The organism is Flavobacterium nackdongense (genome assembly GCF_004355225.1).
GTDB classification, from domain to species: domain Bacteria; phylum Bacteroidota; class Bacteroidia; order Flavobacteriales; family Flavobacteriaceae; genus Flavobacterium; species Flavobacterium nackdongense.
Window position 1 is genome coordinate 1,781,293 of the sequence record NZ_CP037933.1, and the last position, 14,186, is coordinate 1,795,478.

6 protein-coding genes and 2 rRNA genes are annotated in these 14,186 nt (G+C 37.6%); 3 read left to right on the top strand and 5 right to left on the bottom strand.

The features are described from left to right. Positions 1 to 28: 28 nt before the first annotated feature. A complete protein-coding gene (locus E1750_RS07575) occupies positions 29 to 1,972 on the bottom strand; it encodes a site-specific DNA-methyltransferase (protein WP_133276197.1) in 1,944 nt (647 codons plus the stop codon). A gap of 4 nt (positions 1,973 to 1,976) precedes the next feature. Continuing rightward, on the bottom strand, positions 1,977 to 4,982 hold the full coding sequence (locus tag E1750_RS07580; RefSeq protein ID WP_227873980.1) for a restriction endonuclease: 3,006 nt from the start codon (positions 4,980 to 4,982) through the stop codon (positions 1,977 to 1,979). 250 nt (positions 4,983 to 5,232) lie between these two features. Here E1750_RS07580 and E1750_RS07585 point away from each other — a divergent pair, with 250 nt between their 5' ends. After that, positions 5,233 to 5,454, top strand: a complete 222-nt coding sequence (locus tag E1750_RS07585) for a DUF2683 family protein (protein ID WP_133276198.1) — start codon at positions 5,233 to 5,235, stop codon at positions 5,452 to 5,454. 33 nt (positions 5,455 to 5,487) lie between these two features. Here E1750_RS07585 and E1750_RS07590 read toward each other — a convergent pair whose 3' ends face one another. Then, positions 5,488 to 6,735 carry a glycosyltransferase gene (locus tag E1750_RS07590; protein WP_133276199.1) on the bottom strand — a complete coding sequence of 416 codons (1,248 nt, stop codon included), beginning with the start codon at positions 6,733 to 6,735 and terminating at the stop codon, positions 5,488 to 5,490. A gap of 105 nt (positions 6,736 to 6,840) precedes the next feature. Between E1750_RS07590 and miaE the strand changes: the two genes are divergently transcribed. Continuing rightward, on the top strand, positions 6,841 to 7,422 hold the full coding sequence (gene miaE, locus E1750_RS07595; protein ID WP_133276200.1) for a tRNA-(ms[2]io[6]A)-hydroxylase: 582 nt from the start codon (positions 6,841 to 6,843) through the stop codon (positions 7,420 to 7,422). A gap of 127 nt (positions 7,423 to 7,549) precedes the next feature. Beyond that, complete coding sequence (locus E1750_RS07600) at positions 7,550 to 10,342, top strand: AsmA family protein (protein WP_227873981.1); 2,793 nt, start codon at positions 7,550 to 7,552, stop codon at positions 10,340 to 10,342. Between the two features lie 589 nt (positions 10,343 to 10,931). On the opposite strand, the gene rrf is transcribed toward E1750_RS07600, so the two are convergent. Then, a 5S ribosomal RNA gene (rrf, locus tag E1750_RS07605) occupies positions 10,932 to 11,040 on the bottom strand. Between the two features lie 143 nt (positions 11,041 to 11,183). Continuing rightward, a 23S ribosomal RNA gene (locus E1750_RS07610) occupies positions 11,184 to 14,069 on the bottom strand. Positions 14,070 to 14,186 lie beyond the last annotated feature (117 nt).

The following is a 14,186-nucleotide window of genomic DNA, read 5'->3' on the forward strand; positions in this document are numbered from 1 at the left end:
TATGTAAACCTTTTAGGGCAACAGTGCCTTAAAAAATAATCTTCACATCTTCTTTATAATTCTGCAATGTTCCATTCAAACTTGCTGTCCAACCGTCAATAAAAACTTTGCCATTTTTAATAGCATTTGAGTAATCATAACTGTTTAATTTATCGCAGTTGGTTATGTAATAATGATTACCGATTTTATAAATGCAATCTTCAAGAACCATTTCCGGGACTTGTGAGGGTTCGTCTAAACCTATGGTGAAAATCATATTATAAATGCGACTTAAAGCATCCGTTTCATTTTCAATAATTGAAATTTGTTTGGTTGTTTCATCCACTTTTAGCTTAGGCGCTTCAATGCTGTCAAACACTTTAAAACCAATATCAGGAACTTGTTTTTTATCTTCTTCAAACAGACCTACTTTGCTGTTTGCTGCTTCAATGTCTTTTGCTATTTTTTCCCCTGCACGTTTTAAGCGTTCTATGGTAATGCTTGAAATTACTGGAGGTAAGTTATTATCTATACAAAATTTATATGCTGGTTTATTTTCTTTTATTGGCTCGTCAATTTGACACAAAATAAATTTACAATTACCCCCATCTTCTGCATTAAGTTGCATTACTGCTTCACCTGTTGAGCCGGAGCCGGCAAAAAAATCAAGGACTATATCTCCATTTTTAACTGATATAGCTTTCATAAAACTCAATAATATACCACAATCTTTAGGATTTGTAAAAACATCCTTGACTCCAAAAAGATTTTTTAACCAATTTGATGCCACACGACCATCTTTAAATTTTAAACTTGTTATGCTTTGATATTCAGTATTTTTTAGATATGTTTTATTATTTGGTACAACAGTATGGTCTTTACCAAAATGAACCAATCCATCTCTTATTCTTTGTTTTAAAGTATCTTCAGGAAAACGCCAACCGCTTGCTGGAGGTTTACAAATTTTTCCAGTTATTGGATGTAATACATCATAAACATATTGACCGTGATTGGGACCTGCAATATTATCAGGAAAATAAACTCCACTTTCATCCATCCAACTATAATGTTTACTGTCTTTCACTGGATTTGAATTGGGAAATTGATTATACCATTTTAATCCTTCTTCATGTATTGTTTGCCAATCACTTTTATGTTTTTTCTTTAAAGCATCAAAAGCTTTATAAATTTCTTGAAGTCCTTCTTTTAATTCTTCCCACTTTCCGATATTATAAACTTTACTTTTTGCATATACAAGTACATATTCATGTTGCATGGAAACATAAGCTTGGTCATTTTTACTGCTGTTTTTCCAAACAATATCACCTGCAAAATTCTCATCTCCAAAAATTTCATCACAAAGAAGCTTTAATTGAGCATGTTCATTTTCATCAATTGATATAAAAATAACACCATCTTTGCTCAATAAATCTCTTGCCAACAAAAGGCGTGGATACATAAACGCTAACCAACCGTTGTGGCTCTTTTTAGTTTTAAAACTAAAGTCCATTCTCTCAAAATCGCTTTCACTCAGGTTCGCCAAACCCAACACTTCAGCTTCTTCTTTGTCGAACTTGTCTGGATAGACAAATTCTTCGCTTTTAGTGTTGTATGGTGGATCAATGCAGATACACTTGATTTTTCCGCTGTAATGGTTTTTCAGAATTTTCAAACTATCCAAATTATCGCCTTTCAAAACCAAATGTTGTGTAGTGTCAATTTCTTTGCTCAATGTGGTATTTAAGCGAAGTTCCTTCTCTGTTTTTTGAGCATATTTAGCTCTTGCAAAGTTTCTGCCTACAAAATTTAAACCGTACCCGTTTACTTTTTCGTCAATAGGCAAGCCCAAAACAGTTTTTAGTTCTTCTATGTTTATTTCGTTGTCTCGAATTACGCTGGGGTAGTTTTCTTTCAGAAAACTCAACAATTTGTTTTCGTTGTCTTCTGCTCCTACAATAGTAAATCCTGCGTTTATAAATTCTTCTTTTGCCATTGTTTTATGCGTTGTTTATCAATGCCGCTAATTGTGTTTTATTGATACGTTCTTTAAATGAAATTTTAATATTTTCGTTCTTGTAGTACTCGCCAAGTGCCTCAAAATATTTTTTGGCAAAATCAATTTTCCCTTTTTCATCTTCGGGGATTGCTGTAGAAGATTTGTAGCCTTTAGCCTCCACCACAAGGAATATTTTGTTGCCATCAGTGCTTCTAATAGCATAGCAGAAGTCGGGGTTGTAGTCTCCTAATGGGGTTTTAATTTTAAGTCTTGGCAGTTTTCCAAAAATTTCAATACTGTCCATATCGGGGTCTTCTATAATTTCTAATTCAAAATCGCTATCGTATTCAATTAATTCCTCAAATACCCATTTTGTTTTCAATGAAAAATTACTTGAAATGTCTTTTTGAAACTTGCCAACGCTTCCCGTATCTAAATAGGTTTTTCCTTTTTCGGTTTTGAATACGTTTGGCAAGGCTGTTCCGTTAATTCCGTCGTACTTAATATTTGCTTTAAGCATTGCAATTAAGTTTTTTCGGATTATTTCGGTAATTTCTCTTTGGGCTTGTTCGGGATTATTGCAGAGCATTTTATTCTTGAAATCGTTGCTCAAAGCGTTAAAAACCTTTACAACAAAAGAAATTGGAGTTTTGGTATTGTTTGATAAAGTGCGAACCAACTCCAAATAATCAATTTTGCTTTTATAAGAAACTGTATTGGTTAGCTTTTCAGTTATTGAACCTTGCTCACCAATTTTATTTACATTAAGTTCTGCGCGAATGGTTTGCAATAAGATTTCCTCAATGTTTACGGCTTCAATTTGTGTTTTAATATTTTGTACTAATAAATTTTCTTGTTGCTCGCTCAAAGATTCCAAAATATAAAAAGCATTTTTATTGATAGCGTTCCATAAGTTTTGAAACTCTTTAAGGTGCGAAGCTTTAATATAAATTTTCTTTTTCTCTTTTTTCTTCTCAGCTTTTTGAATGTAAATATTTGTGTCTGTAGCGAACAAGCTTTCTATTGCTTTAACTTGTTCTTCTGGTAAATTTTGTTCTTTGAGAATAGAAGAAAAATCAGGTGATTTTTCGTAAATTTTTTGTCCGTCAACTATTGCCTTGCGAACAATCATTTTTTTGTCTTTCAATACATCATCAACTAAAGTAATAATTGTATCATCATCAAAACCCGATTTTTCTTTTAGAATTTTAATCAATTCTTGTTCTGTAAATGTTTCCGAAATCAAAAATGAATTGCTTAAAATTTCGTTTTGAATTGCCTCAACAAAACCTTGTTCTTTACTTGAAACCACAACGTCAAGGTTGTTGATTTTCCAAAATTCCTCTTGATTGTCATTCAAATTTTTCAGTGTGTTACGTTGCAAATTTTGATTTACACTAATCCGCAACCCTCGTCCAATTTGTTGCATTTTGGAAATTTCGCTTCCTTGATTGGAGAGTTTGCAAATGGTAAAAACATTTGGATTGTCCCAGCCTTCTTGCAAAGCCCAAATTGAAAAAATAAAACGAGAGGAACTTTCAAACGAAAGCAATTTCTTTTTGTCTCTTAAAATCTCATCAATACCTACTTTTACTTTTTCGTCTCCGTTTCCTTTATCGCCCGAAAAATAACCTTTGTGAACTTGCAAAGAGTTATCGCTATCAAAATCGTTTTGCAAGTATTGGTAGTAATCGCTTGTTTGGTCAAGTGTTACTATCAAATCGTTGTATTGCTTTGTGTATTCTTCTTCAAATATGTTTTTAATTTTTGGATTTACGCCTCGAAATAGACTGATGTCACTTTCCATAAAAAACAAAGTGAGTGCTTTAATTCCCTGCTCAAACAATGTTTTTTCTTTCTCGAAATGTATCTTAATTGTTGCTGCAATCATTGTCCGTAATGATTCGTCCGACAAAGAATAATCAACTTTTTCAATGGTGTCGTCTCCTAAAACAATTGTGTCTTTGTTTATTTTTCTGATGGTTTTTCCGTTGAAAACTGCACCAATTCCCAACTCTCTTTTTGCAATAATTCCATTGATTAATGTGCTAACAATTGCCTTTTTGTTGTCAATAGCAATAAGAGTATCTTTATTTTCAATTACGTCTTGCGTGTAAACCACAATTTTCTTTACCAAGTTTTGTCGGAAAGATGAAATACTGTCTAACACATAAGCCACGTTTGATAAAGGCAAACTATCTTTCTTCTTTGGAAATGTTGCTCCAAAACGCAAATAGTAATTGTCAAAACCTTTGAAATATGTTTTAAATGCATCTCCTTCAAAGCGGTGCGGTTCGTCCATAATCACAATAGGATGTAAGCGTTTCAAACATTCTAAATACGATTTGGGCGGTTCTTGATTTTTTACAAACAATTCAGGTGTATTAATTTCTCGTTCTAATGGACGATTTAGGATATTGTCACGGCTGTTAAACGAACTTGGGGTCATTACTAAAACCGACAAATGTGAAGTGCCAATAAATTGTTTTACAGCTGAAAGGTTTCCTCCTTCGTAAACAAAAGTTTCAATTTCCTTTTCTTTTTCGTTGGCATAAAAACTTTTAAAATAATCTTTTGTGTCTTCTAAGTTTGTTTTGGTGCCTTCACGAATTGGAACGGTTGGAATAAGAACAATAAATTTCTTGTAACCAAAGTTTTTGCTCAGTTCAAAAATGGTTTTAATAAATGTGAACGTTTTTCCTGTTCCAGTTTCCATCATTACATCAATGTTATGATTGTCGGTAACAGGAAAATTATACTTGTTTGTTTTGTGGTGCTCAAAAAATATATCACCAAACTTATTATGTTGGTGGATATTTTCAAAAAGACTTGTTATATTATTGATGCAGTCCTCTTGATAAGATTGTATTTCGTATTGAAATTGTTTTGCGACCATATTAGGGTAAAAAGAGGCGTGAGCTAATTCCCAATGCTTGCTCCTGCGGTGGTCGAATACCGATAGCACAAAGCAAAAGGAACGCCCACGCTTTACCGCAGGCGTTTCCACTCTTACTTCCCCGTGCTATTTGAAATTTTCGACCTTTCAGGAGCGGGATTTTAAAGCGAAACGCTAATATTTTATATTTCTATTTGTTTACTATATTTTTGTTTTAGTTCAATAGCAAATATAGTTCATTTTAAAGTTTATAAAAAACGATTTTAAAATTCAGTTATAAATTTCAAGAATACAATTTGTTTCTCTATTTGGAAATAAAAATAAATCCCTTTTGTATATTTGTTTTGTATTATTCATAATTATGACAACAATCACTTTAAAAATTGACGAGAGAACCAAACAAGGCAAAGCATTTTTAGCCCTTGCTAAAGTTTTTTATGAAGAAAACAATGAGATTGAACTTGTAGACGAAAAAGACAAAAGCCCCTACAACCCTGAATTTGTTGCTAAAATAAATAAAGCAAGAAATGAAAAAGGTCGTGTTATGACTTCTGCTGAAGAGTTATGGAAAAGTATAAAGTAATCATCAATCCAATAGCTGAAAATAATTCACATATTAACCCTTCCGATTCTTCTCCTCAATCCATCGCGACATATATTTTGTACTTGTTAAAGTATGATGTTGCAATAGTGCACCCATAAAATTATTCATACGATGTTGTTTTAAACGAGTTTGCACTTTTAAAATATGCTCAACAAAATCATCCTCGAATAAAGATTTCAAATAACGTTTTTCTATAATTTCAAAACCATTTTTTTGGGCTTTTTGCCAGAGTATTTTGTCTTGATACAATTCCATCGCTTTCTTGGCAAAAACTTGAGGATCGTCAGCAATAAAGCCATTCCAAGGCAAATCGCCACACATTGATTCAGCTCCAATAGTTGTCGTAACGCTAGGCGTTCCGCATTGCATTGCTTCTAGTAATTTTCCTTTAATTCCGGCTCCAAAACGTAAAGGAGCTAAAACTACTCTCGCATTTCGCACCACTTCTTGGGCATCATCGGCTCGACCCATAATATGAAAACCATCTTTTGGTTGGTGTAATTGCACTATTTTTTGAGAAGGATAAGCTCCGTAAATTTGCAAAACAGCTTCCGGCATTTGCTTTCTGATGAGTGGCCAAATCGTTTCTTTTAGATATTGCACCGCATTCCAATTGGGTTCGTGGAGGAAGTTGCCAATGAAAACAAAGCTATTTCTATTTTCAAATGAAGGAAGATTTTGGCTAGTTGAATGGTCAATCGGTTCCAACAACAAAGGCAAATAATACAATAAATCAGCATCAATTTTGAAAACATTTTGCAGCAATTCTATTTCATATTCAGAAATCATCAAGGAAACATCGCAACGCAAAATACTTGCAATTTCTCTTTTGGCACTATCTTCAATTAATAAATCATCTGTTGAAAAAGATCTCTTTTCCTTGAATGCTTTTTGGCGTGCCAGGCGCAAACAATGCAAATCTTCGGTATCCAATAATCGCAAAGCATCAGGACAATTTTCGGAAACACGCCAACCAAACTGTTCTTCGATCATAAAACGATCAAACAAAACGATTGAAGGATTCAATTCCTGTACAAAAACATCAAAACTGGAACAATTCAAAGCGATGGACTTCTTAGTAACACCTAGAGATTCCAAGTCAACCATATAATCGCTATCCATTGCTGGGCTGGCAAAAGTAACCTCAAAACCTTGGGCTGCAAAAACGGAAATCAACTGTACCATCCTTCCTCCGGCCGCCGATGAATTGGGTTCTGGCCAAACAAAACCAATAATTAAAACGCGCTGAATTACATTCATAAATTAATAATTACTATACAAAATAAGGGAAATAATCCGAAAATCAATCTGTTATCGAATAAATAAAAACTGTATTTTTGTAAATAATTTAGATACACAGAAAAAATGTTAGGATTAAAACTAGTTACCGATCCAAAATGGGTCAATATCGTTGAATCGAACATCGAAGAAATCTTGACCGATCACGCTTGGTGCGAACAAAAAGCAGCGACCAACATCATTACCATCATCACCTACAATTCGGAGCACGAAGAGTTGGTTACCGATTTGTTGGAAATTGCCAAAGAAGAATTGGAACATTTCCAAATGGTGCACAATATCATCAAGGAACGTGGATTGAAATTAGGCAGAGAACGAAAAGACCATTATGTAAACGAACTTTTCAAATTTATGAAAAAAGACGGTAGCCGAAATGACGCTTTTGTTGATCGATTGCTTTTCTCGGCTATGATTGAAGCAAGAAGCTGCGAGCGTTTCAAAGTATTATCCCAAAACATTGAAGACCGAGAATTAGCCGAGTTTTACAGAAAATTAATGATTAGCGAGGCGGGACATTACACCACTTTTCTAGGTTTTGCCAGAAAATATTCAGAGAAAGTAGATGTGGACAAACGTTGGGCGGAATGGCTCGATTTTGAAGGAAAATTAATTACCAATTACGGAAAAACCGAAACGGTTCACGGATAAAATCCTCTCCCCAGCCCTTTATACATAAGCGAAAGCGAACTGCCGAAGCAAAGGAGAACGAGCCGAAACTGCATAAAATAGTACTACATTTTTAAAACTAAATAAGACTATTTGTTAAGTTTTAAAATTGTTAGACAAAATAACAACAGCAAATATGGAGGCTTCTAAAGTAAAATCAATTTTGGTTAAAACGGCAAAATATATGGTAATAAGCCTTGCGGTCATTCTTGGGCTGCTGTTTGTTACTCCTTACATTTTCTCCGACAAAATCAAGGAAGAAATCAAAAAAACTGCCAACAAAAAATTGGCTGGAGAAATGAATTATTCCGATGTGAATGTTTCTTTTTTTAAACATTTCCCTTCATTGACCTTGACTCTCAATGATTTTAAACTCAACGGTTCGGCTCCATTTCAAAAAGAACGATTGATTGACGCCAAAGAAGTTTCCTTCGGAATCAATATTCCAAGTTTGATTTTTGGAAAATCCATAAACATCGATGAAATATATTTGTCTAATTCGACCATAAATATCAAAGTCAATAAAGAAGGATTGGCCAATTACAACGTTTATATTGCAGAAGAAGACAACAAAAAGAAAGAAGAAGAAGAATCGTCAGCCATAAAATTGGAACGCATTGAAATCATCAACAGCCAATTGACTTACGACGACCAATCAACCAATCTTCATTTCGATTCCTTTGGTTTTAATTATCTCGGAAAAGGCGATTTGAGCAAGGATGTTTTTGATTTATATTCGAAAGCTAAAATTGACAAACTCAATTTATTGTACGAAAACGAACAGTATTTGATGAACAAAAAGGTAGATGCCGATTTGATTACCAAAATCAATGTCAACTCGCTTTCCTTTGTTTTCGAGCAAAACGACCTGATGATCAACCAACTTCCTGTCGACTTCAAAGGAAAATTCGATTTCTTGAAAGACGGCTACAATATGGATTTTATAGTCAAATCGAATAATAGCGAGCTTGAGCATTTATTTACAGCTTTGCCCCCAAAATACAACGCTTGGCTGAGTAAAACAGAACTTAAGGGCAAAACCGATGTACTACTTACCTTAAAAGGAAATTATATCGAATCGAAAGCCATCGCGCCAGACTTCAATTTAGATTTAAAAATAAGAGATGGATATGTCAATTATGACAAAAGTGCTTTCCCGGTTTCGAACCTAAATTTGGATTTATCCACAAGTTTGCCTTCACTAAATCCAGAACTTTTAATTGTTGATACAAAAAGCATTTCGCTCAACATCAACAAGGATTATTTAAAGGCAAAAGTGTTTGTTCAAGGGATGAAAAACCCTGAAATAGATGCCGTCTTCAATGCAAAAATCGACTTAGAAAAGCTAAACAAAGCACTTGGAGTAACCAATTTCGAATTAAAAGGAATGCTAGTTGGCGAAGGCTCCGCCAAAGGAAAATACGATCAAAAGAACGGAAAATTTCCCATTACAAATGCCAATATCAATTTGAAAAGCGGTTACATAAAAACCCAATACTATCCAAATCCAATTACCAACATCAATATTTTAACTACCATCGAAAACAAAAATGGCAGTTTCAGCGATTTGAAAGTTATTCTAAAACCTGCTGAATTCACCTTCGAGGGGAAACCCGTTTTTGTAGAAGCCAATTTATTTAATTTCGAAGATCTCGCGTACGACATAAAAGCAAAAGGGACACTAGACATTGGCAAAATCTATCAAGTTTTCTCCCAAAAAGGCTTGGATGTAGATGGTTTTGTAAAAGCGGACGTTTCGCTAAAAGGCAAACAAAGCGATGCCGAAAAAGGAAATTACAGCAAATTGCAAAACAAAGGCACATTAGAACTTAGAAATATTTTAATTGCAACCGAATATTTGCCCAAAAAATTTCTCATCAAAGAGGGCGTTTTCAAAATCAACCAAGACAAAATGTCTTTCAACAATTTCTTGGCAGCGTACGGACAATCTGATTTTAGAATGAACGGCTATTTGCAAAATGTATTCAATTTTGCCACCACCAAAACTGGAATTTTAAGAGGAGCATTTACACTAAATTCAATCTACATTAATGCCGATGAATTTATGTCGGAAACGACGGCTGTTACAACTAATCCGGCACCAGCTACATTGCCTGAAAAAAAATCCACCACCGCCAAAGTGGAAACCGGCGTAATTATGATTCCTTCCAATTTAGATTTGAAATTCCAAGCCAATGCCCAAAAAGTAAACTTCAATGAACTCAGTCTCAAAGACGCTAAAGGTTCCGTGAACATTAAAAAAGGAGTGTTGACAATGCAAAATACCGGATTCAATTTAATAGGCTGTCCGGTTACTATGAACGCTAAATATGAAGCTAGCACTCCCAAAAAAGCAGTATTCGACTACTACATCAAAGCAGCCGACTTTGATATCAAAAGAGCCTACAACGAAATAAAAATATTCCGAGAAATGGCTAGCGCCGCCGAAAAAGCCGAGGGAACCATTTCGCTCGAATACAAACTCAAAGGAAGATTGAATGCGAATATGGAACCCGTTTATCCATCGTTGGTTGGCAATGGAATTGTTTCCGTCAAAGACATCAAACTACACGGAATGAAAATGTTTAGTGCCGTGGCAAAGGAAACCAATCACGACAAAATGAACAATCCCGAATTATCCAAAGTCGTGATTAAAAGTTCCATCAAGAACAACATTATTACTTTGGAAAGATTCAAATTCAAATTTGCCGGTTTCCGACCTAGAATAGAAGGGACCACAAGTTTGGATGGACGCTTCAACATCAAAATGAGATTAGGATTGCCCCCTTTCGGTCTATTTGGAATACCGATGACCATCACGGGAAACAAAGACAATCCTAAGGTAAAAGTCGGTCGAAAAACTGAAGATTTAGAGGAAACAGAAGACAAAGACACGGAATAAAACCAAAAGGCCAATCTAGCAATAGATTGGTTTTTTTATGGCGTGCCACCACCTCCGCAAGCTCCAGCGCTGTCGGGCTGTACGCTGTATCTTTGTTTTCTTAAAGAAAGAAAACAAAGGATGCCGCTTCCATCCCTCACCAACTCATAAACTACTACCAGTTTGTTATATAATACCCTTTCTAAATCATAATTCTGAGTGGTATTAATATAAAATAATACCAAAAAAAATTATATTTTAACCCCATCTAACGAGCCAGTTTGTCACGCTTCTTATGCGCACTGACTCCTACCGACTGACAAATAGCAATGCGTTTTGAACTATTTTATATAGACTATTGGTCAAATTATTCCATAGGCCAACTACTATTTACGCTTAATTTTTATCATTCCACAGGTTTTAGACTTGATCCCTAAATTTTACCTTATTTTTTTTTAAATACACAAAAAGAATCCTCACCAAATAAATGATGAGGATTTAAAGAAAGGTGACATTTGATAGTAAGAGGAGGAATCCCAGCGGGCTTCAGGTATTTTAAACTTCTTATAAAACAAAAAAACCCCGTTCGTTAGAACAGGGTTTTTCAAAAGAAAGGCGACGACATACTCTCCCACAAATTGCAGTACCATCTGCGCAGGCGGGCTTAACTACTCTGTTCGGGATGGGAAGAGGTGAGCCCCGCCGCAATAACCACCTTAAGGTCGTTTTGCAATGGGTAACTAGCTTTTGCTAATCAACATTACACAATATCTTAACATACTGAGATAAAGAATATAAAAAGTATTAGAAAGTTTCCCCAGCCCCTTTGTTCCCCCTTTGGGGGTTAGGGGGCTGGAAAGGTGTACATAAGCTTACGGGTTATTAGTACTACTCGACTATGACATTACTGCCTTTACATCTATAGCCTATCAACGTGGTCATCTCCCACGACCCTTAAAAGAAATCTCATCTTGTGGTGGGTTTCGCGCTTATATGCTTTCAGCGCTTATCCCTTCCCAACGTAGCTACTCTGCGATGCTCCTGGCGGAACAACAGATACACCAGCGGTTAGTCCAATTCGGTCCTCTCGTACTAGAATCAGATCCACTCAAATTTCTTGCGCCCACAGTAGATAGAGACCGAACTGTCTCACGACGTTCTGAACCCAGCTCGCGTGCCACTTTAATGGGCGAACAGCCCAACCCTTGGGACCTTCTCCAGCCCCAGGATGTGACGAGCCGACATCGAGGTGCCAAACCCCCCCGTCGATATGAGCTCTTGGGGGAGATCAGCCTGTTATCCCCGGCGTACCTTTTATCCTTTGAGCGATGGCCCTTCCATGCGGAACCACCGGATCACTATGCTCTACTTTCGTACCTGATCGACCTGTATGTCTCTCAGTCAAGCTCCCTTATGCCATTGCACTCTACGCACGGTTACCAAGCGTACTGAGGGAACCTTTAGAAGCCTCCGTTACTCTTTTGGAGGCGACCACCCCAGTCAAACTACCCACCAAGCAATGTCCCCCACAATATGGGGTTAGGCCTCAGATAAACAAAGGGTTGTATTTCAACAATGACTCCACAACGCCTAGCGACGCCACTTCACAGTCTCCAACCTATCCTACACATCATTTATCCAAGGTCAATACTAAGCTATAGTAAAGGTGCACAGGGTCTTTTCGTCCCACTGCGGGTAAACGGCATCTTCACCGTTACTACAATTTCACCGAGCTCATGGCTGAGACAGTGTCCAGATCGTTACACCATTCGTGCAGGTCGGAACTTACCCGACAAGGAATTTCGCTACCTTAGGACCGTTATAGTTACGGCCGCCGTTTACTGGGGCTTCAATTCAATGCTTCTCCGAAGATAACATCTCCTCTTAACCTTCCAGCACCGGGCAGGTGTCAGGCCCTATACTTCATCTTACGATTTTGCAGAGCCCTGTGTTTTTGATAAACAGTCGCCTGGACCTCTTCACTGCGGCCAGCATTGCTGCTGGCGACCCTTCTCCCGAAGTTACGGGTCTATTTTGCCTAATTCCTTAGCCATGAATCTCTCGAGCACCTTAGGATTCTCTCCTCGACTACCTGTGTCGGTTTGCGGTACGGGTACTATTAACCTGAAGTTTAGAGGTTTTTCTTGGAAGCCCTTAGGTACACTATCTCTTTGTCCGAAGACGCCGAGTACTATCAGCCTTTGCCAAAATCTGCGGATTTGCCTACAAATTCTATAGCTACAGCCTTCAACGAACTATTCCGTCAGTTCGCGGTACTTTCATCACTCCGTCACCCCATCACAGTTAACAGTAGTACGGGAATATTAACCCGTTGTCCATCGACTGTCCCTTTCGGGTTCGCCTTAGGTCCCGACTAACCCACAGCTGATTAGCATAGCTGTGGAAACCTTAGTCTTTCGGTGTGCGGGTTTCTCGCCCGCATTATCGTTACTTATGCCTACATTTTCTTTTCTAACCAGTCCAGCATGCTTTACAACACACCTTCTACCCTGTTAGAATGCTCCCCTACCACTTTGCAAATTAATGCAAAATCCATAGCTTCGGTAATATGTTTATGCCCGATTATTATCCATGCTCGTCCGCTCGACTAGTGAGCTGTTACGCACTCTTTAAATGAATGGCTGCTTCCAAGCCAACATCCTAGCTGTCTGGGCAGACAAACCTCGTTCTTTCAACTTAACATATATTTGGGGACCTTAGCTGATGGTCTGGGTTCTTTCCCTCTCGGACTTGGACCTTAGCACCCAAGCCCTCACTGCTGGTAAACATTATATAGCATTCGGAGTTTGTCAGGAATTGGTAGGCGGTGAAGCCCCCGCATCCAATCAGTAGCTCTACCTCTATATAACTTTATGACCAACGCTGCACCTAAATGCATTTCGGGGAGTACGAGCTATTTCCGAGTTTGATTGGCCTTTCACCCCTACCCACAGGTCATCCGAAGTCTTTTCAACGACAACCGGTTCGGTCCTCCACTGTGTGTTACCACAGCTTCAACCTGCCCATGGGTAGATCACACGGTTTCGCGTCTAACACTACTGACTAAAGCGCCCTATTCAGACTCGCTTTCGCTACGGATCCGTGGCTTAACCACTTATCCTTGCCAGCAACGTTAACTCGTAGGCTCATTATGCAAAAGGCACGCCGTCACCCCACGAAAGGGCTCCGACCGCTTGTAAGCGTATGGTTTCAGGATCTATTTCACTCCGTTATTCACGGTTCTTTTCACCTTTCCCTCACGGTACTGGTTCACTATCGGTCTCTCAGGAGTATTTAGCCTTAGCGGATGGTCCCGCCAAATTCAGACAGGGTTTCACGTGCCCCGCCCTACTCAGGATACCACTATCCTTTACACTTATTACTTATACGAGGCTATCACTCTCTATGGCTCTACTTTCCAGTAGATTCTAATTCTTTGTGCAAGAAATGTCGTGGTCCTACAACCCCAACATTGCCGTAACAACATTGGTTTGGGCTAATCCGCGTTCGCTCGCCACTACTTACGGAATCACTTTTGTTTTCTTCTCCTCCGCCTACTTAGATGTTTCAGTTCAGCGGGTTCGCCCACCTATCGGTGTACTATGTCTTCAACATAGTGGGTTGCCCCATTCAGGTATTTACGGATCATATCGTGTGTGCCAATCCCCGTAACTTTTCGCAGCTTATCACGCCTTTCTTCGCCTCTGAGAGCCTAGGCATCCCCCATACGCCCTTATTTTGCTTATTGTACTAATCATTCATTTAAGAATGACCGTTTTGTTTATTCTGTTTGAGCCGTTGCATTGCAACGTCTCTACAAAATGCTTTCTACTTTTTAAATATTTTTATCTCAATATGTCAATGA